We start from the raw sequence: 16,704 nt of genomic DNA on the forward strand, positions 1-16,704 counted from the left end.
GCAGCGCTCACGCGGACCCGGCATCAGCGACGTGCGCCATTGAGGCCGACATGCGCGCGCAAGAATGCAATGGAGGCCTGCGCAACCGTATCGGCGTGCGGGGTCTTGTGCGGCGAGCCGATCGCATGCGCGCCGGTGTCGAAGGCCATCGCGCAGGTGTGTGCCGGCGCGCTGCCGAGCGCGGCGAACATGGCCAGCATCGCCGGCACCGAGGCGGTTGGATCCTCCTCGCCGTTGGCAGCGCGGTAATAGCCCAGAAACACCGGGCAGCGCACGCGTGGCCAGGGTGGATCGGCGGCAACCGCGTCGAACAGGCTGCGCAGCGCGCGGAAGCCGTCCGGGTGGATGGTGCTCGACCAGAACGCCAGGGACGCGGCGGTGCGCGGGCGTGGGTCGGTCAATGGCGTTTGCGCGGCGCAGACCTGATCCAGCAGCGCCGGGTCGGCCGGCCGGATGCCCGGTGACCAGGCAATCACCGCAGCCACCGCATCGGGCCGTTGCGCCGCCAGCCACAAGCCCAGCGTGGCGCCCATGGAGGAGCCAACGATCGCCACGCGCGCGCCCATGCGCTGCGCTTGCGCCAGCGCATCCAGTGCCGAGGCCTGCAACACCGCCGGCGTCAGCCCCTGCATCGCGTCGGCCGCGCTGCGGCCATGCCCTGGCCACCGGTGCACGTACAGGTTGGCGGCCAACGCATCGGCGATCTGCTCGGGCAGGTCGCCGGCTTCTCCGGGGCTGGCGGTGAACCCGTGCAGGTACAGCAGCGCCAGCGGTGTGCGCGTCTGCGCGCCGGCATGCCAGTGCTGGCGTGCCGCGTTGCCCGGTTTCAGGTCAGCCGGTTGCATGGGGGGCCTGCGCGCCCAGGATGGCCAGCAACTCGTGCGCGTTGATCGGCTTGGACAGATAGCCGGCAACGCCGGCAGCGGTGGCCTCGCGCATCGAATCGGTGCGGGTGTCGGCGGTCAGCACGATGATCGGCGGCAGGGCGGCGATCGCCTCGCGCGCCTCGCGCAGCGCGTCCCAGCCCGAGGTGCCGGGCATGTGCAGGTCGAGGAACACCAGGTCCGGCGCCGCTTCGCGGATGCGCTGCACCGCGTTGCTGCCATCGCTGTGAAAGCTCACCCGATGCCCGGCGCGGGTGAGCAGGTTGCCGATCACCAGCCGATTGGTGTCCAAGTCCTCGAACACCAGGCAATGCAGCGGCGGCACCGTTGCGGCATGCTGCTGCAGGGCCTCGCGCAGCGCCGGCGGTCGGCTGCGGTGCGCCGCGGCGGCAGCCAGTTCGAAGGTCCAGCGAAACACGCTGCCGCCGCCGGGATTGTCGCGCACGCTCAGGCTGCCGCCCATCGCGTCCGACACCGACAGCGCAATGTACAAACCCAGGCCGACCCCGCCCTCGGTGCGGTTGAAGCCGGTGCTGAGCTGGGTGAAGGGGGTGAAGATGTAGGCCTTCTGGTCGTCGGCAATGCCGATGCCGGTGTCGGTCACGGTCACCGAAATCGCCCAGCGCTGCTGCACCTGCGTGGCGGCGAGCAGCACATCGACCGACCCACCGGCCGGGGTGAACTTGATCGCATTGATGACCAGGTTGGTGATGACCTGTTCGATACGCCCCTCGTCGCCGATGAGGTCAGGCGTCTGTGCCGCAGCGCTGCGCAGTTCCAGCGCCACGCCCTTGGTGGACGCGGCACTCGCACACACCGCTTTGACCGTGGCCAGCACATCGAGCAGGCTCAGCGGCTTGCTGTGCAGCTGCAGCCGGCCACCGTCGATGCTGGCCACGTCGATCACTTCGTTCACGCGGTGGCGCAGCGCGATCGCATTGACCGTCATCGCCTGCATCAGTTCGCGTTGTTGTGCCGACAAGGTGTCGCCATCGATCAGCTGCGCGCAGTTGATGACAGCGTTCAACGGTGTGCGCAGTTCGTGATTCATGGTGCTGATGAAGCGGCTCTGCGCATCGCGCGAGGCCAGCGCCTGCAGGGCGATCTCCTGCATCGCGCTGACGATGCGCGCCACCAGCAGCGGCAGTACCACGCTCAGCGCCACCGCATACACGAAGTAGGCAGGGCGCGAGAGCCAGTAGCCGGCCGGCGCGGTCAACAGCATCAGCACGAAGGTGCTGAGCAGCACCGGCAGCGTCGCCTTCTGCCCGTAGCGCGCCACCGCGGCGATGGTGATGAAGGGCAGGAAGGCATTCAGCGACATCAGCAGGATGAAGGCCAGATAGGTCTGGATGCCGATGAACAGCAGGTTCATCGCAAACCCGATCGCATCCAGCCACTCGCCCGGCGGGATGAGCCTGCGTCGCACCAGCACCATCCAGACCACCGCCAGCCCCCACAGCATCGCCGCGGTGGGGAACACCGCCTGCGCATCCCTGACCAGCACCGGCTGCGGCCCGTACAGCCAGCCGAAGCACCACAGGGCCACGATGGTCTGCACGATCACCCGGCCGACGCAGGCGCGGTATTCCAGGAACGATTCGAACAGCCGTACGAGCCGGTCGTTGCGCAGCTGCCGGGCGGCCAGAATCAGGCCGGGCGCTGCACGGTTGGATCCACTACGCATCGGGGCCGGTGTCGTCGTTGGGGAGGGTGCGTCGGTAATTCTTGACCAACAGGCCGGCCGCGGTCGCAATGGCGGTGTAGCGCTGCGCAAGCGCGCACCCGAGTTCGCCGCCGTCGACATCGCCGCGCAACTGGTCGCAGGCGTTCATCAGTTCGGCAGAGCCGGTCAGCGAGAGCGTGTTCTTGAGCGAATGGATCTGCTCCAGCGCCTGCGCCTGGGTGGTGCCGGCCTGGCCGAGCGTGCAGCTGGCGATGGCGCGCTGCACTTCCGTCGCATAGGCATCGGCAAACGCTGCAGCCGCGAGCGGGTCCAGCCCGGCCAGCGTGTGCAGCGTCGAGCCGGCTTCGATGCGTGGCTGTGCGTGCGTCATGGCGCACGCCGTCCCGGCAGCGGGCGGCGCCTGCGGCACCGTGGCCAGGTGCGCGCGTTGCAACAGGCTGGAGAGCAGGCCACGCATGCTTGCATCAGCTCCGTAACGCGCCGGCGCGCGCGTGGCCGATGCCTGGGTAACGGGCGGCCGACACACCGCGCTGCGCGGCCCGCCTGCACAGCGCGGCACAACAAGGCGCCGTGTCAGCCACAACGCGTGCTCAGTCGCGGAAGTTGTCGAACTGCAACGGCAGCTCGAAATCGGCCTTCTTCAGCAGCGCCATCGCATCCTGCAGGTCGTCGCGCTTCTTGCCGCTCACGCGCAGCTTGTCGCCATTGATCTGCGCCTCGACCTTGAGCTTGGCCTCCTTGAGCTTGGCGACCAGCTGCTTGGCCTGTTTCTGCTCGATGCCCTGCTTGACGGTGACCTTCTGGCGCGCACCGGCCAGGTTGGTCTCCATGTCGCCGAACTCCAGGCAGCGCACGTCGATGCCGCGTGCCAGCAGGCGCGCGCGCAGGATGTCGGTCATCTGCTTGACCTGGAAGTCGCTGGGCGCGGACTGGTTGATCGCCTTGCCGTCCTCCAGCTCGAACCTGGCTTCCACGCCCTTGAAATCGAAGCGTGTATCCAGCTCGCGATTGGCCTGGTCCACCGCATTGGTCAGTTCGTGCTTGTCGACTTCGGACACCACGTCGAAGGAAGGCATGCAAAGCTCCTGCTCTCTATAAACAGCCGCCATTCTAGGGCATCGCGTCGTCGCCCCGGTCCACACGCGGTTGGCAGTCTGCGCGCAAGCGCAGCGATAATGGCCCATGCCCACCACCCGCTCTCCGCTTCCCGCCATCACCTGGATGGTGGCCGCCGTGGCCTGCTTCTCGCTGATGGACGCGGGAATGAAGCTGCTGTCGGCGCATTACCCGCCGCTGCAGGTCACCTTGCTGCGTGGCGCCGCCTCGCTGCCGTTCGTGCTGGTGTGGGTATTTGCCACCGCCGGCCCGCGCTCGATCGTGCCGGTGCGCTGGGGCCTGCACCTGCTGCGCGGGGTACTGGGCATGGTGATGATCGGCTGCTTCGTCTACGGCCTGAAGCGCATGCCGCTGTCCACCGCCTACACGCTGTATTTCGTCGCCCCGTTGCTGGTGGCGGCGCTGTCGGTGCCGTTGCTGGGCGAGCGGGTCGGGCCACGGCGCTGGACGGCGATCGGGATTGGCCTGGTCGGGGTGATCGTGGTGTTGCGCCCGGGCGTGGACGGGCTGATCTCGCTGCCCGGGCTGATGGTGCTGCTGGCGGCCACCGCCTATGCCATCGCCGCCATCAGCGTGAGTCTGCTGACCCGCACCGACACCCCGCAGGCGATGGTGGTGTCGTTCCTGCTGTTCATGGCGGTCGGCGCCGGCCTGCTGGCCATTCCCGACTGGGTGCCGTTGCGGGGCGAGCACGCCTGGCTGATCGCCGGCATGGGCCTGGCTGGCGCACTGGGGCAGATTGCGCTGACCCAGGCCTTCCTGCGCGGCGAGGCCTCGATGATCGCGCCGCTGGAATACACCGGCCTGGTCTGGGTGATCGGCTTGGACTGGCTGCTGTGGCAGACCCTGCCCGATGGCTGGACCTGGACCGGCGCCGGCATCATCGTCGCAAGCGGGCTGTATTTGCTGCGGCGGGAGCGGATACGGCAGGCGGATCGCCCGGCGGCGTTGGATAGGCCGTGATTCGGGAGTCGGGAGTCGGGAGTCGGGATTGGGGATTGGGGATTGGGGATTGGGGATTCGGGATTCGCAAAAGTCAGGGCGCCTTGCCGTTGCTCTAACGAATCCCCAATCCCGACTCCCGAATCCCCACGGTTAGAACCTAATGGAATATCGTCCGCAAACATTGACTGGTAGGCTTCACGGCCCCCCAATCGGCCACGCGCGGTGATCCAGTTTCAGCGCCTGCACAAGTCTTATTCCGTTGACGGTCGCCAGGTCGTGGCGCTGCATCCCCTCGACCTGCGGATCGGCCCCGGCGAGGTGTTCGGCATCATCGGCCACTCCGGTGCCGGCAAATCGACGCTGATCCGGCTGATCAACCGGCTGGAAGAACCCAGCGGCGGGCGGTTGCTGATCGGCGAGGAGGACGTCACCGCGCTGGACAGCCAGGGCCTGCGCGCGCTGCGCCGGCGTGTCGGGATGATCTTCCAGCACTTCAACCTGCTGTCCTCGCGCACGGTGGCCGGCAATGTGGCGTTTCCGCTGGAACTGGCCGGTACCCCGCGCGCCGAGGTCGATGCGCGCGTGGCCGAGCTGCTGGCGCGGGTCGGGCTGGAGCAGCACGCCGGCAAGTATCCGGCGCAGTTGTCCGGCGGGCAGAAGCAGCGCGTGGGCATTGCGCGCGCGCTGGCCACCCGGCCGCAGATCCTGCTGTGCGACGAGGCCACCAGCGCGCTGGACCCGCAGACCACCGCCTCGGTGCTGCAGCTGCTGGCCCAGATCAACCGCGAGCTGGGCCTGACCATCGTGCTGATCACCCACGAGATGGACGTGATCCGCCGGGTCTGCGACCGCGTCGCGGTGCTCGATGCCGGCAAGCTGGTGGAAACCGGCCCGGTGACCGAGGTGTTCCTGCATCCGCAGCACCCCACCACCCGGCGCTTCGTGTCCGAGGCCGAACACGTGGACGAGGCCGAGCTGCATCGCGACTTCGCTGCGGTGGGCGGGAGCATCGTGCGGCTGACCTTCCTGGGCAACGGCACCTATGAACCGGTGCTCGGCCGCATCGCCCGCGAGACCGGGGTGGACTACAACATCCTGTCCGGGCGCGTGGACCGCATCAAGGACACCCCGTATGGGCAGCTTATCGTCGCCCTGACCGGTGGCGACCATAACGCGGCACGCGCCGGCTTCGTCGCCGCCGGCGTGCATGTGGAGGATTTGCGCGCATGACCCTGTCGATCGCGACAACCAGCGGGTTTTTCCGCAATCTCGACGCCGGCAAGTGGGGCGACATCGGCCAGGCCACCCTGGACACCCTGCTGATGCTCGCCGGCGCGCTGCCGCTGACGCTGTTGATCGGCCTGCCGCTGGGGGTGGCGCTGTTCCTGTGCGGCGCCCCGCAGCTGCGCCGCCGCCCGGTGCTGTACGGCGTGCTCGCGGCAGTGATCAACCTGCTGCGCTCGGTGCCCTTCATCATCCTGATGATCGCGATGATTCCGCTCACGCTGACGCTGATGGGCACCTCGCTGGGTGTGCGCGGCGCGATCCTGCCGCTGGTGGTCGGTGCCGCGCCGTTCTATGCGCGGCTGGTGGAAACCGCCTTGCGCGAAGTGGACCGCGGGATCATCGAGGCCAGCCAGGCGATGGGCGCCACCACCCGCCAGCTGGTGCTGCGCGTGCTGCTGCCCGAAGCCCGCCCGGGCCTGATCGCCGGCGCCACCGTGACCACCATCGCGCTGATCGGTTTCACCGCGATGGGCGGTGCGATCGGCTCCGGCGGGCTGGGCGATGTCGCGTACCGCGAGGGTTATCTGCGCTCGCATTCGGATGTCGCGCTGATCACCGTGATCGCCCTGCTGGTGCTGGTGCAGCTGCTGCAGATGCTGGGCGACTGGCTGGTGGCGCGCTACAGCCGGCGCTGAGGTCTGCCGCGACCGGGTGCCGCGTGGCGCGGAGGGCCGCGCATGCGGCATGCGCTTGCGAATCGCCGCTGCACCCGCGGTCTGCTAGGTTTACCTCTTGCGGCAGTGCCGCATTCCTCCTCCCACGGACCCCTACATGAGCACATTCGCGTTTCGTTCCCTCCTGGCTGCGGCCACGCTGGCCCTGGCTTCCTGTGGCGGTAGCGGCGGCAGTAGCGGCGGCGACACGCTGACGGTGGCCGCCACCGCGGTGCCACACGCCGAGATCCTGGAGGTGGTCGAACCGCTGCTGGCCAAGCAGGGCGTCAAGCTGGACGTGCGCGTGTTCAACGACTACGTGCAGCCCAACGACCAGGTCGTGCAGAAGCAGATCGACGTCAATTATTTCCAGACCGAGCCGTATCTGGATGCCTACAACCGCGACCGCAAGAGCCAGCTGGTGACCGTGGTCGGCGTGCATATCGAACCGTTCGGCGCGTATTCGCGCCGGTTCAAGGCATTGGCCGAACTGCCCAGCGGTGCCGACGTGGTGATTCCCAACGACCCGAGCAACAACAGCCGCGCGCTGATCCTGCTGGACAAGGCGGGCGTGATCAAACTCAAGGATCCGAGCAACGCCCTGTCCAGCCAGCGCGACATCGTCGAGAACCCCAAGCAGCTGAAGTTCCGCGAACTCGACTCGGCGATGCTGCCGCGCGTGCTCGACCAGGTCGACCTGGCGCTGATCAATACCAACTACGCGCTCGACGCCGGCCTCAACCCGACCCGTGACGCGCTGGCGATCGAGAGCAAGGATTCGCCGTACGTGAACTTCCTGGTCTCGCGCCCGGACAACAAGGACGATCCGCGCGTGCAGAAGCTGGCCAAGGCCTTGACCAGCCCGGAAGTGAAGGCGTTCATCGAGCAGAAGTACAAAGGCGCGGTGTTGCCGGCGTTCTGAGAGCGGCTAACAAACCGACTGCGCTGACCGCCAGGCGGGCACGGTCGCTGCTCGGCGTCGGCATGCACCATGCGGACACGTCGGTTCCGAGCGCGCTGTCCACGTCCACCTGACGACCGCGCGCTACGTCGTGCTGGTCACTCCTTGCCGCCACCGAGCATCCGATGCCACTTCTCCTCGCCATTCCGCTGGCCGTGATCATCGCCCTGGCGGTACTCGCGGTGCTGTTGCCGTTGTCGCTGGTGCAGCGCTTTCGTGTCGGTACCGCGCGGCGGCAGGCGCGTGGCTGGCTGTTGATGATCAATCTGGTCTCGGCCGGCCTGTCCACCGTGTTGTTCGTGATCTTCGTACTGATCGCCGCCGCGTTCTGGCCGGGCGCGATCAGCCACGCCGCCTTCGGCTGGGCCTGCGGGCTGGCGCTGGGCTTGCTGGCGTTGCGCCTGACCCGCTTCGAGCGCACCCAGCAGGGCCTGTTCTACCGGCCCAACCTGTGGCTGGTGCTGGCCCTGACCGCGCTGGTGGTGGTGCGCGTGATCGCGGGCATGGTGCAGGGGTGGCGCAGCACCTGGCAGGGAGCGGCCTGGCCCACGGAAGGGTGGCTCAGCCACGCCAGCCTGTTGGGCGCGGCCGGCGTCTTGCTCGGCTACGCGCTGGCCTATGCCACCTTGCTGTGGTGGCGCTGGCGCAGTGCGCGCCTGCGCGGCAGCGTCTACTGGCGGTGAGCTGGCGCGCGTACGTAGCGAATGGCGGTGCTTCACTGGCACTGGCACCACCGGTATTACCCGCACCGGCAATCGCAATCGCACTGGTATGGAAGGGCACGAACGCGGGCGGGCTACCCGTCGCACGCAGCGTTCCCACGCAGATCGCGTGCGAGATTCAGCGCTTCGCAATCGATGCAGCACCGCGCTTTCCACGCGCATAAAAAAACGGGCCTTGCGGCCCGTTTTTGTTCGACTGAAACGTCGCTTGCCTGCGCGTGCTTAGAAGCGCGCGCCGACGCCGAAGCCGACGGTCCACGGATCCAGTTCCAGCTCGCTGCCGGTGCCCTGGCCGCCCACGCGCAGTTCCGGACGCGAACGCATGTAGCGGGCGTCGGCACGTGCGAACCAGGTGGAGTTGATGTTCATGTCCACGCCGACGGTGCCGATGACACCCTTGGCGGTATCCAGGCCCACGTGCTGGCCGGTGGCCGACGCCGCGTCGATCTTCTCGTTGCTGAAGTTCGACTCGTAGTAGCCCACGCCCACGAACGGACGGAACACGTTATCGGCCTGGCCGAAGTGGTACTGGCCGCTGATGGCGATCGGCTGCTGCTCGACGGTACCGATCTTGCCCACGCCATCGGCGTTGACACGGTGGTTGAACTTGTCGGCGGCGCCCCACAGTTCAACGGCCCAGTTGTCGTTGATGTAGTAGCTGGCGCTCAGCGTCGGCGCCGGGCCGCCATCGACGTCCAGGCCCGGGGCCGGATCGTTCTTCGGCTTGATCAGCGCAACACCGCCGACCACTGCCCAATGCTTTCCGGAGGCGCTGTCGGCGCTGGTGGAAGCCGAGGAGGTGTCGCCGGTGTAGGTGGTGTCTTGTGCAAATGCAGACGGGGCAAACGCAAGTGCGGATACGGCAGCCAGGCTCAGGATGGAAATGGCACGCATTGGGGGTCTCCTCAGTATTCTTGTTGGGCCCGTGGAGTGGGCCGCGCCAAAGCTATTCCTGAAAATCTGAATCCACGCCCACCCGTGGCTCGCTAAAATTTCGTTTGTTCAGCAAGTTTCCGGAGAAGGCCGTGGCTGCAATGGGCAAGCTGAAAAAGGCATTCACGCAGATGCGACCGTTGTGATGAAAACCGACATCCTGCAGGGCCTTCCAGCGCACATTCCTAACGATTGCCGTGTCCTGGTGCTCGGCTCGATGCCCGGCAACGCCTCGTTGCAGGCATCGATGTACTACGCCCATCCGCGCAACCGTTTCTGGCCGCTGATGCAGGCATTGCTGGGCATCGATGCCGGGTTGGCGTATCCGGCCCGGCTGCAGGCGCTGGCCGGCTGCGGGATCGGCCTGTGGGATGTGATCGGCCAATGCGCGCGGCGCGGCAGCCTGGACACGGCCATCGTTGCCAGCAGCATCGTGGCCAACCCGCTGGCGGCGCGGCTGGCCACGCTGCCGCAGCTGCGCGCAGTGGCCTGCAATGGCGCGGCCGCCGCGCAGGCATGGCGCCGGCATGTGTGGCCGCTGCTGCCGGTTGCGTTGCATGCCGTGCCGATGTGGGCGTTGCCATCCACCAGCCCGGCCAATGCGGCATGGTCGCTGCCACGGCTGTGCGACGCCTGGCAGCCGCTGCGCGACGCGCTGGATTAACGAGGTTGGATCGCCACCCAGCCATTCCACGATCGAGGCATCCGTGGGGCCAAGGGCGCCGTTGGCGCCAGCTGCCCGCATGCGGCCGGTCCAGCCAGCACGTGTGAGCACCGCAGTGCCGGCCGTGCTGGCGACGGCGCAGCCACCGGCCGGAAGTCATGCCAGCCTCCGGCACGGGCAAGTGCGCCTCCTGCGCAGGCATGCTGCCCCCAACCCATAACGGAAACGACCAGATGGCGATCAAGCACGCACGACCGAGGGCAGCGGGCCTGCTGCTGGGCCTGCTGGTCGCCGGACAGGCCGCCAGCGCCGACGATCTGCACTGCAACGTCAGCAGCGACTACGACCTCACGCTCAACCCGCGCAGCGTGATCCTGATCCGCACCCCGGGTACCTCGGGCACGTCGGACACGTCGGACACGTCGGGCGCGCCGCAGCGGCTGGTGCTGCGTCAGGGCGCGTTGTTCGTCGACGACCGCTGGGTCGCATTGAGCGCGGACGATCGCGCCCGGTTGATCCAGTTCGAGCGGCAGACCCGCGAGGTAGTGCCGCTGGCCCAGGAGGTCGGGCGCGAAGCGGCCGATATCGCCGTCACCGCGCTGGGCGAGGTGGCGGCCGGCTTCAGCCACAGCCCCGAGGCCACGCGCGTGCAACTGGCGGCCGTGCGCGAAAAGATCGACATGCGCCTGAAGCAGAGCTTCGGGAAAAGCCAGCTGACCTCGATCGATATCGATGACGACATCGGCGCGATGGTGGCCGAGCTGCTGCCGCAGCTGATCGGCGATGTCGTCGCCGGCGCGGTGCAGTCGGCACTGACCGGAAACGATCTGCAGCTGCGGTCGCTGGAGGGGGTGGAAACGCGCATCGAGCGCCTGATCGAGCCGCAGGCGCGTGCACTGCGACCACGCGCGCAACAGCTGTGCGCACGGGTCGAAGCGCTCGACGGCCTGGACAATGCGCTGGCGTATCGTTTGCCCTCGGGCGAGCCATTGCAACTGTTGCGGGTCGATCGCCACGCGTCGAAATGATCCGGCGCCTGCGCCTGCGAACGCTGCGTCCCGCCCGATGCGCGACTTTTTCCACGGCAATGGTTGGCGCTGCGGGCCGCAGCCGGCCACAATAGGGGTTTCCCCATTCTGTTGCCGGAGTTCCCCGTATGGCCGAAATCAAGGAAGCACTTGTCCCCGATATCGGTGACTACAGCGATGTCCCGGTAATCGAGGTGCTGGTGTCGGTCGGCGATACGGTCAGCAAGGACCAGAGCCTGGTCACGCTGGAATCGGACAAGGCCACGATGGAAGTGCCTTCGTCGGTGGCCGGCGTGGTCAAGGAGATCAAGGTCAAGGTCGGCGATTCGCTGTCGCAGGGTGCGCTGGTCGCGCTGATCGAAGTGGCCGACGCCGGCGCCGAAACCGCCGCGGCACCTGCACCGGCCGCCGCTCCCGCCGCCCCGGCCAAGGCCGCTGCCGCGCCGGCGCCTGCCGCCAAGGCCGAGCCGGCCGCGCCCGCCGCGTCTTCGGAAGGCGGCCTGGTCGAGGCCCGCGTGCCCGATATCGGCGACTACACCGACATCCCGGTGATCGAGGTGCTGGTCGCCGTCGGCGATACCGTCGCCAAGGACCAGAGCCTGGTCACGCTGGAATCGGACAAGGCCACGATGGAAGTGCCGTCCTCGGCCGCCGGCGTGGTCAAGGAACTCAAGGTCAAGGTCGGCGACACGCTCTCGCAGGGCAACGTGGTGGCGATCATCGCTGCCAGCGATGGCGGCGCCGGTGCGGCGCAGTCCCCGGCCAAGCCCAGCACCGACACCGCCGAAACCGCCGGCAAGGTCGAGCCGGTCGCGGTGTCCGCGGTGCCGGACAAGCTGGCCCAGCGCGAGATCGCACAGGTGCAGGGCGCCCGCCCCAGCGAGGCCGCGCAGCCTGCGCAGGGCGGCCAGCCGTCCGCCGGCAGCCCGTCCAGCCCGCCGGTGACCTTCGACGCCGACAGCGTGCTGCCGTCCAAGGTGGCCTACGCCAGCCCGGTGGTGCGCGTGTTCGCACGCGAGCTCGGCGTGGACCTGAACCAGCTCAAGGGCAGCGAAAAGGGCGGCCGCATCACCCGTGAGGACGTGCAGCGCTTCGTCAAGGCCGCTCTCAGCGGCGGCGCGCCTGCCGCCGCCGGTGCTGCGCCGGCCGGTGGCGGCACGGGGCTGAACCTGCTGGCCTGGCCGAAGGTGGACTTCAGCAAGTTCGGCGAGACCGAGACCCAGCCGCTGTCGCGCATCAAGAAGATTTCCGGTGCCAACCTGGCGCGTAACTGGGCGATGATTCCGCACGTCACCCAGTTCGAATCGGCCGACATCACCGACCTGGAAGCCCTGCGCGTGGCGCTGAACAAGGAAAACGAGAAGGCCGGCATCAAGCTGACCATGCTCGCCTTCCTGGTCAAGGCCAGTGCCGCGGCGTTGAAGAAGTTCCCCGAGTTCAATGCCTCGCTGGATGCGGCCGGCGAAAACCTGACGTTGAAGAAGTACATCAACATCGGCTTCGCCGCCGATACGCCGAACGGCCTGGTCGTGCCGGTGATCCGCGACGTCGACAAGAAGGGCGTGCTGCAGATCGCGCAGGAAAGCGGCGAGCTGGCCAAGAAGGCGCGCGACGGCAAGCTCGGCCCGGCCGACATGAGCGGCGGCTGCTTCTCGATCAGCTCGCTCGGCGGCATCGGTGGTACCGCGTTCACGCCGATCATCAATGCGCCGGAAGTGGCGATCCTGGGCGTGTCCAAGTCGGCGATGCAGCCGGTGTGGAACGGCAAGGAGTTCGCGCCCAAGCTGATGCTGCCGTTGTCGTTGAGCTACGACCACCGCGTCATCGACGGCGCGCTGGCCGCACGCTTCACCACCTACCTCAGCCAGGTGCTGGCCGACATGCGCCGCGTCCTGCTGTGAGAGCAGCGCTGCTGACGCTTGCCCTGCTGGGCGTGCTGCCGTGGACATCGGCGGCGGCACGCCAGTGCGAGAGCACGCTCGGGCGCGGCTGGCCGCCGGCGGTGGGCAACTACGGCACCGCGGTGACCACGCTGCTCGACGCCGGTACCAGGCCGAGCCTGGCGTTGCTGACGCTGCCTACCCGCGGCGTGGAAAGCGGGGTGTCGCTGGTGCCGGGCAAGGATGGTGCCGACTGGACCCTGCGGCATAGCCGCGCCGATGAGCGCGTCTACAGCTGGGTCAGCCAGAGCGACCGCGGCAGCGTGCAGTTCCGCACCGAGCAGACCCCGGAAACGGTGGAGATCCCGATCCCGGCGGCATTGGCAGAACGCCTGGTCAGCCGCTGGAGCGGCGCACTGACGCAACTGGCACCAGTCGGCCGCACCGCGCCGGTAAGCGAGGGCGAGGTGCTGTCGTTCCAGGTCGATGGCGTGCGTTACAGCGGCACCCGCCCGAGCTGCGGCGCTGGCGAGCTGCTGCTGCAGCAGGCCGCGTTGCTGATCGAAGCCAGCGAAAGCAAGCAAAACAAGCGCGACAAGCGCTGGACCCAAATCGAATCGTCGCTGGATGAACTCCAGCAGACGCTTGCCGGCACGGCCGGTTGAGCCACAGGAGAAGCAAATGGCGGTCATTGAAATCAAGGTTCCCGACATCGGCGATTACAGCGATGTCCCCGTCATCGAAGTGCTGGTCGCCGTCGGCGACAGCGTGGTCAAGGACCAGGGCCTGGTGACGCTGGAGTCGGACAAGGCCACGCTGGAAGTGCCGTCCTCGGCCGCCGGCGTGGTCAAGGAGCTCAAGGTCAAGATTGGCGACACCCTGTCCGAAGGTGCAGTAGTCTTGCTGCTGGAAACCGAAGGCGAGGCCGCTGCCGCACCGGCCGCGCCGAAGGCCGAGACCAAGGCCGCTGCGCCTGCTGCGGCCCCCGCAGCTGCCGCGCCCGGCAGCAAGCCGCCGGTGACGCCGTCGCATCGCGCCCCGGCCGAACCGGCGCCGTCCAAGCCGGCACTGGCCAGCGGCAAGCCGGCCGATATCGAATGCAAGATGGTGGTGCTCGGCGCCGGCCCCGGCGGCTACACCGCCGCGTTCCGCGCCGCCGACCTGGGCCTGGACACGGTGCTGATCGAGCGCTACGCCAGCCTGGGCGGGGTCTGCCTCAACGTCGGCTGCATCCCGTCCAAGGCGCTGCTGCATGCCGCCGCGGTGATCGACGAAGTGGCGCATGCCGGCGACTTTGGCGTGGACTTCGGCCAGCCCCAGATCACCCTGGACAAGCTGCGCGAGTACAAGGAAAAGGTGGTCGGCAAGCTCACCGGCGGCCTGGCCAGCATGGCCAAGCAGCGCAAGGTGCGTACCGTCACCGGCGTGGCGTCGTTCGTGTCGCCCAACGAGCTGGAGATCGTCGGCGACGACGGCAAGACCCAGCTGCTGCGCTTCGAGCACTGCATCATCGCCGCCGGTTCGCAGGCGGTGAAGCTGCCCAACTTCCCGTGGGACGACAAGCGCGTGATGGATTCCACCGACGCGCTGGAACTGCATGACATCCCCAAGACCCTGCTGGTGGTCGGCGGCGGCATCATCGGCCTGGAAATGGCCACGGTGTACAGCGCGCTCGGCAGCAAGGTCACCGTGGTCGAGTTCATGGACCAGCTGATGCCGGGCGCCGACAAGGACCTGGTCAAGCCGCTGGCCGATCGTCTCAAAAAGCAGGGCGTTGAGGTCCATCTCAAGACCAAGGCCACCGACGTCACCGCCGACGGCGCCGGCATCACGGTGTCGTTCGAAGCGGCCGTGGAGGGCGAGAAACCCGGCCTGCAGGCCACTGCGTTCGACCGCGTGCTGGTGGCCGTGGGCCGCTCGCCCAATGGCAAGAAGATCGGCGCGGAAAAGGCCGGCGTTACCGTCACCGATCGCGGCTTCATTCCGGTCGATCGGCAGATGCGCACCAACGTGCCGCATATCTTCGCCATCGGCGACATCGTCGGTAACCCGATGCTGGCGCACAAGGCCACCCACGAAGGCAAGCTGGCCGCCGAAGTGGCTGCCGGCGAGAAGAAGGAGTGGGTGGCGCGGGTGATCCCGTCGGTGGCCTACACCAACCCGGAAATCGCCTGGGTCGGCGTCACCGAGACCGAGGCCAAGGCCAAGGGCCTGAAGGTCGGCGTGGCCAAGTTCCCATGGGCGGCCAGCGGCCGTGCGATCGGCATCGGCCGCACCGAGGGCTTCACCAAGCTGATCTTCGACGAAGACACCCATCGCATCATCGGTGGTGCCATCGTCGGCGTGCACGCCGGCGACCTGCTGGCCGAGATCGGGTTGGCGATCGAGATGGGCGCCGAAGCCGAAGACATCGGCCACACCATCCATGCGCATCCGACCCTGAGCGAGTCGGTCGGCATGGCCGCCGAGGTCTACGACGGCACCATCACCGACCTGTACATCCCGAAGAAGAAGTAAGCACGGCCTTGCCGCCGCGTGTGGTGCGGTCGCCGCGGTGGTGAGTCGACGCATGGAGGTCGTGATGGGGCAGGGCGATCTGTGTCCTGAGCTGCAGGCGCTGCTGCAGCGCGAACTGGCCAGCGGCAACCGGATCGCCGAGCCGCCGCGGCGGACCGACTGGCCACATCCGGGCTCGGTGTTCGTCTCGCTGAAGCGCGACTTGCACAGCGACGTGGCGTCGCTGCCGGCAACGGTGCAGCATGCGATCTGCACCGATCCGCACTACGGTTGGCACGACGAGTGCTACTGCACCACGCACCAGCATCTGTTGGTGGCGGGTGCGACCAGGCCGCCCTGAGCGTGTGTCCGCTGCTGCCCTGGGTTGCAGCCGCGTCGGTTACTTGCCACGCATCCGTTAAACGACAAAACCCCGCATCGCTGCGGGGTTCTGCATGAAGCTGCCTTTGCGGGCCCCGGGTTCCGGGGCCCGAAAGAATCAGAACGCGAACGTCACGCCGGCCACCGGGCCCTTGAACTCCTGCTTCAGGCCGATCAGGCCGTCGCTGCCGCGCTGGTCGACGTCGAGCTTGAACCAGTCGTAGCCGGCGAAGATGCCGAAGTTCTTGGTGAAGCGGTATTCGGCCATCGCGTTGGCGCGGCTCAGGTCGCCCGAATAGTCGCCGAAGTCGCCCCAGCTGGTGTTGAGGTACTGGCCCTGCACGTTGAACAGCCAATGCTCGCTCGGACGTGCGGTGAAGCGGATACCGACCACCGGCGCCACGCCGTCTTCGCTTTCGTCCAGCACGTCGCCGGTGAACACGTCGCCCAGGTCGGCATAGGCATTCGCCTCGACCTTGGCGTATTCGGCACCGATCTGCAGGCCCAGGCTGAATTCCGGGGTGTCGACCACGGAGTAGTCGTACACCAGGCTCGCCACCTGATACTTGAGCTCGCCCTTGATGAAGCTGCCGCTCGGCACGGTGAAGCCACCGGCGCTGACGTCTTCACCCAGGGTCTCGCGGCGATCCTTGTCGTACTTGAAGTAGTCGAAGATCAAGCGCTGACGGGTGCTCATGCGGAACACACCATCAATGCGCGGCTCCCACTCCTTGCCACCGAAATCGAAATCCTGGTCCAGCGCGATTTCGTTGCCGGCCACCACGGTGTTGCCACGCAAGGTGTTGTCGTTGTCGATGTTCATCGCGCCCAGACGGATCTGGAAGCGGTCATCGGTATCTTCGGCGTGCGCCGGCGCGGCATAGGCGGCAGCCAATACGCACGGGATGGCCAGTGCGAGGAGGTGTTTCATGGGGAGCTCCGATTCTTGGAATGATCAGGCGGTTGGGCCTGTGCCGCGCATCTTCGATAAGACGGCGTCTTCCATAAGTGAAGGAGCTGTCGCATACGCGTGAAGGGCAAGATAGCAATCGGACAAAACGGTCCGC

At 67.6% G+C, this 16,704-nt stretch carries 17 protein-coding genes and 1 other RNA gene; 12 read left to right on the forward strand and 6 right to left on the reverse strand.

The genetic code is table 11. The annotated features are described in order from the left end of the window. Positions 1-23: 23 nt before the first annotated feature. The 4 genes from EO141_RS06785 to EO141_RS06800 all read right to left on the reverse strand — a co-directional run bounded on the left by EO141_RS06785 (position 24) and on the right by EO141_RS06800 (position 3,647). On the reverse strand, positions 24-845 hold the full coding sequence (locus EO141_RS06785; protein ID WP_127168797.1) for an alpha/beta fold hydrolase: 822 nt from the start codon (positions 843-845) through the stop codon (positions 24-26). Next, positions 832-2,571 carry an ATP-binding protein gene (locus tag EO141_RS06790; RefSeq protein ID WP_127168798.1) on the reverse strand — a complete coding sequence of 580 codons (1,740 nt, stop codon included), beginning with the start codon at positions 2,569-2,571 and terminating at the stop codon, positions 832-834. The genes EO141_RS06785 and EO141_RS06790 overlap by 14 nt, the downstream gene beginning before the upstream one ends. Next, positions 2,564-3,028 (reverse strand): hypothetical protein, encoded by a 465-nt coding sequence (locus tag EO141_RS06795; protein ID WP_119128285.1) that lies wholly within the window; start codon positions 3,026-3,028, stop codon positions 2,564-2,566. The genes EO141_RS06790 and EO141_RS06795 overlap by 8 nt, the downstream gene beginning before the upstream one ends. A gap of 133 nt (positions 3,029-3,161) precedes the next feature. Then, complete coding sequence (locus tag EO141_RS06800) at positions 3,162-3,647, reverse strand: YajQ family cyclic di-GMP-binding protein (RefSeq protein ID WP_016903460.1); 486 nt, start codon at positions 3,645-3,647, stop codon at positions 3,162-3,164. A 106-nt stretch (positions 3,648-3,753) separates the two neighbouring features. Here EO141_RS06800 and EO141_RS06805 point away from each other — a divergent pair, with 106 nt between their 5' ends. The 6 genes from EO141_RS06805 (at position 3,754) to EO141_RS06830 (ending at position 8,216) form a co-directional block, all read left to right on the forward strand. Further along, the gene (locus EO141_RS06805) at positions 3,754-4,650 is read left to right on the forward strand and encodes a DMT family transporter (protein WP_104583234.1); all 897 of its coding nucleotides are present in this window, start codon (positions 3,754-3,756) and stop codon (positions 4,648-4,650) included. 204 nt (positions 4,651-4,854) lie between these two features. Beyond that, positions 4,855-5,862, forward strand: coding sequence for a methionine ABC transporter ATP-binding protein (locus EO141_RS06810; RefSeq protein ID WP_104583235.1), 1,008 nt, complete (start codon positions 4,855-4,857; stop codon positions 5,860-5,862). Beyond that, the gene (locus tag EO141_RS06815; RefSeq protein ID WP_104583236.1) at positions 5,859-6,554 is read left to right on the forward strand and encodes a methionine ABC transporter permease; all 696 of its coding nucleotides are present in this window, start codon (positions 5,859-5,861) and stop codon (positions 6,552-6,554) included. Before EO141_RS06810 ends, EO141_RS06815 begins: the two co-directional genes overlap by 4 nt. Positions 6,555-6,690: 136 nt before the next feature. Next, entirely contained in the window at positions 6,691-7,494 is an 804-nt protein-coding gene (locus tag EO141_RS06820) for a MetQ/NlpA family ABC transporter substrate-binding protein (RefSeq protein WP_127168799.1), read from the forward strand. Positions 7,495-7,556: 62 nt separating this feature from the next. Then, positions 7,557-7,633: non-coding RNA, sX9 sRNA (locus EO141_RS06825), on the forward strand. Between the two features lie 25 nt (positions 7,634-7,658). Continuing rightward, positions 7,659-8,216, forward strand: coding sequence for a DUF1453 family protein (locus EO141_RS06830; protein WP_104583237.1), 558 nt, complete (start codon positions 7,659-7,661; stop codon positions 8,214-8,216). Between the two features lie 261 nt (positions 8,217-8,477). On the opposite strand, the gene EO141_RS06835 is transcribed toward EO141_RS06830, so the two are convergent. Then, positions 8,478-9,149: an OmpW family outer membrane protein gene (locus tag EO141_RS06835; protein ID WP_016901022.1), complete on the reverse strand. Its 672-nt coding sequence runs from the start codon at positions 9,147-9,149 to the stop codon at positions 8,478-8,480. 184 nt (positions 9,150-9,333) lie between these two features. On the opposite strand from EO141_RS06835, the gene EO141_RS06840 reads away from it, so the two are divergent. The 6 genes from EO141_RS06840 (at position 9,334) to EO141_RS06865 (ending at position 15,617) form a co-directional block, all read left to right on the forward strand. Then, complete coding sequence (locus EO141_RS06840) at positions 9,334-9,852, forward strand: DNA-deoxyinosine glycosylase (RefSeq protein WP_127168800.1); 519 nt, start codon at positions 9,334-9,336, stop codon at positions 9,850-9,852. A gap of 233 nt (positions 9,853-10,085) precedes the next feature. After that, positions 10,086-10,880 carry a DUF2884 family protein gene (locus EO141_RS06845; RefSeq protein WP_127168801.1) on the forward strand — a complete coding sequence of 265 codons (795 nt, stop codon included), beginning with the start codon at positions 10,086-10,088 and terminating at the stop codon, positions 10,878-10,880. Between the two features lie 128 nt (positions 10,881-11,008). After that, complete coding sequence (locus EO141_RS06850; RefSeq protein ID WP_127168802.1) at positions 11,009-12,781, forward strand: dihydrolipoyllysine-residue acetyltransferase; 1,773 nt, start codon at positions 11,009-11,011, stop codon at positions 12,779-12,781. Next, positions 12,778-13,425: a hypothetical protein gene (locus EO141_RS06855; RefSeq protein WP_127168803.1), complete on the forward strand. Its 648-nt coding sequence runs from the start codon at positions 12,778-12,780 to the stop codon at positions 13,423-13,425. Before EO141_RS06850 ends, EO141_RS06855 begins: the two co-directional genes overlap by 4 nt. Before the next feature lie 16 nt (positions 13,426-13,441). Further along, positions 13,442-15,277, forward strand: coding sequence for a dihydrolipoyl dehydrogenase (gene lpdA / locus EO141_RS06860; protein ID WP_119131762.1), 1,836 nt, complete (start codon positions 13,442-13,444; stop codon positions 15,275-15,277). A gap of 52 nt (positions 15,278-15,329) precedes the next feature. Further along, on the forward strand, positions 15,330-15,617 hold the full coding sequence (locus tag EO141_RS06865) for a hypothetical protein (protein WP_127168804.1): 288 nt from the start codon (positions 15,330-15,332) through the stop codon (positions 15,615-15,617). Between the two features lie 138 nt (positions 15,618-15,755). Here EO141_RS06865 and EO141_RS06870 read toward each other — a convergent pair whose 3' ends face one another. Next, on the reverse strand, positions 15,756-16,568 hold the full coding sequence (locus tag EO141_RS06870; RefSeq protein WP_042594608.1) for a hypothetical protein: 813 nt from the start codon (positions 16,566-16,568) through the stop codon (positions 15,756-15,758). Between the last annotated feature and the right edge of the window lie 136 nt (positions 16,569-16,704).

The sequence above is a fragment of the Xanthomonas sp. BRIP62415 genome, from assembly GCF_003993515.1.
In the GTDB taxonomy this organism is placed as follows: Bacteria; Pseudomonadota; Gammaproteobacteria; order Xanthomonadales; family Xanthomonadaceae; genus Xanthomonas; species Xanthomonas euroxanthea.

Excerpts from the sequence above, each read along its gene's own strand:
- lpdA (WP_119131762.1), top strand. The coding sequence starts at position 13,442 with ATGGCGGTCATTGAAATCAAGGTTCCCGACATCGGCGATTACAGCGAT.
- EO141_RS06815 (WP_104583236.1), top strand. The coding sequence starts at position 5,859 with ATGACCCTGTCGATCGCGACAACCAGCGGGTTTTTCCGCAATCTCGAC.
- EO141_RS06850 (WP_127168802.1), top strand. The coding sequence starts at position 11,009 with ATGGCCGAAATCAAGGAAGCACTTGTCCCCGATATCGGTGACTACAGC.
- EO141_RS06795 (WP_119128285.1), bottom strand. The coding sequence starts at position 3,028 with ATGCGTGGCCTGCTCTCCAGCCTGTTGCAACGCGCGCACCTGGCCACG.
- EO141_RS06785 (WP_127168797.1), bottom strand. The coding sequence starts at position 845 with ATGCAACCGGCTGACCTGAAACCGGGCAACGCGGCACGCCAGCACTGG.
- EO141_RS06865 (WP_127168804.1), top strand. The coding sequence starts at position 15,330 with ATGGAGGTCGTGATGGGGCAGGGCGATCTGTGTCCTGAGCTGCAGGCG.
- EO141_RS06820 (WP_127168799.1), top strand. The coding sequence starts at position 6,691 with ATGAGCACATTCGCGTTTCGTTCCCTCCTGGCTGCGGCCACGCTGGCC.
- EO141_RS06830 (WP_104583237.1), top strand. The coding sequence starts at position 7,659 with ATGCCACTTCTCCTCGCCATTCCGCTGGCCGTGATCATCGCCCTGGCG.
- EO141_RS06840 (WP_127168800.1), top strand. The coding sequence starts at position 9,334 with ATGAAAACCGACATCCTGCAGGGCCTTCCAGCGCACATTCCTAACGAT.
- EO141_RS06800 (WP_016903460.1), bottom strand. The coding sequence starts at position 3,647 with ATGCCTTCCTTCGACGTGGTGTCCGAAGTCGACAAGCACGAACTGACC.
- EO141_RS06845 (WP_127168801.1), top strand. The coding sequence starts at position 10,086 with ATGGCGATCAAGCACGCACGACCGAGGGCAGCGGGCCTGCTGCTGGGC.
- EO141_RS06790 (WP_127168798.1), bottom strand. The coding sequence starts at position 2,571 with ATGCGTAGTGGATCCAACCGTGCAGCGCCCGGCCTGATTCTGGCCGCC.
- EO141_RS06870 (WP_042594608.1), bottom strand. The coding sequence starts at position 16,568 with ATGAAACACCTCCTCGCACTGGCCATCCCGTGCGTATTGGCTGCCGCC.
- EO141_RS06805 (WP_104583234.1), top strand. The coding sequence starts at position 3,754 with ATGCCCACCACCCGCTCTCCGCTTCCCGCCATCACCTGGATGGTGGCC.
- EO141_RS06835 (WP_016901022.1), bottom strand. The coding sequence starts at position 9,149 with ATGCGTGCCATTTCCATCCTGAGCCTGGCTGCCGTATCCGCACTTGCG.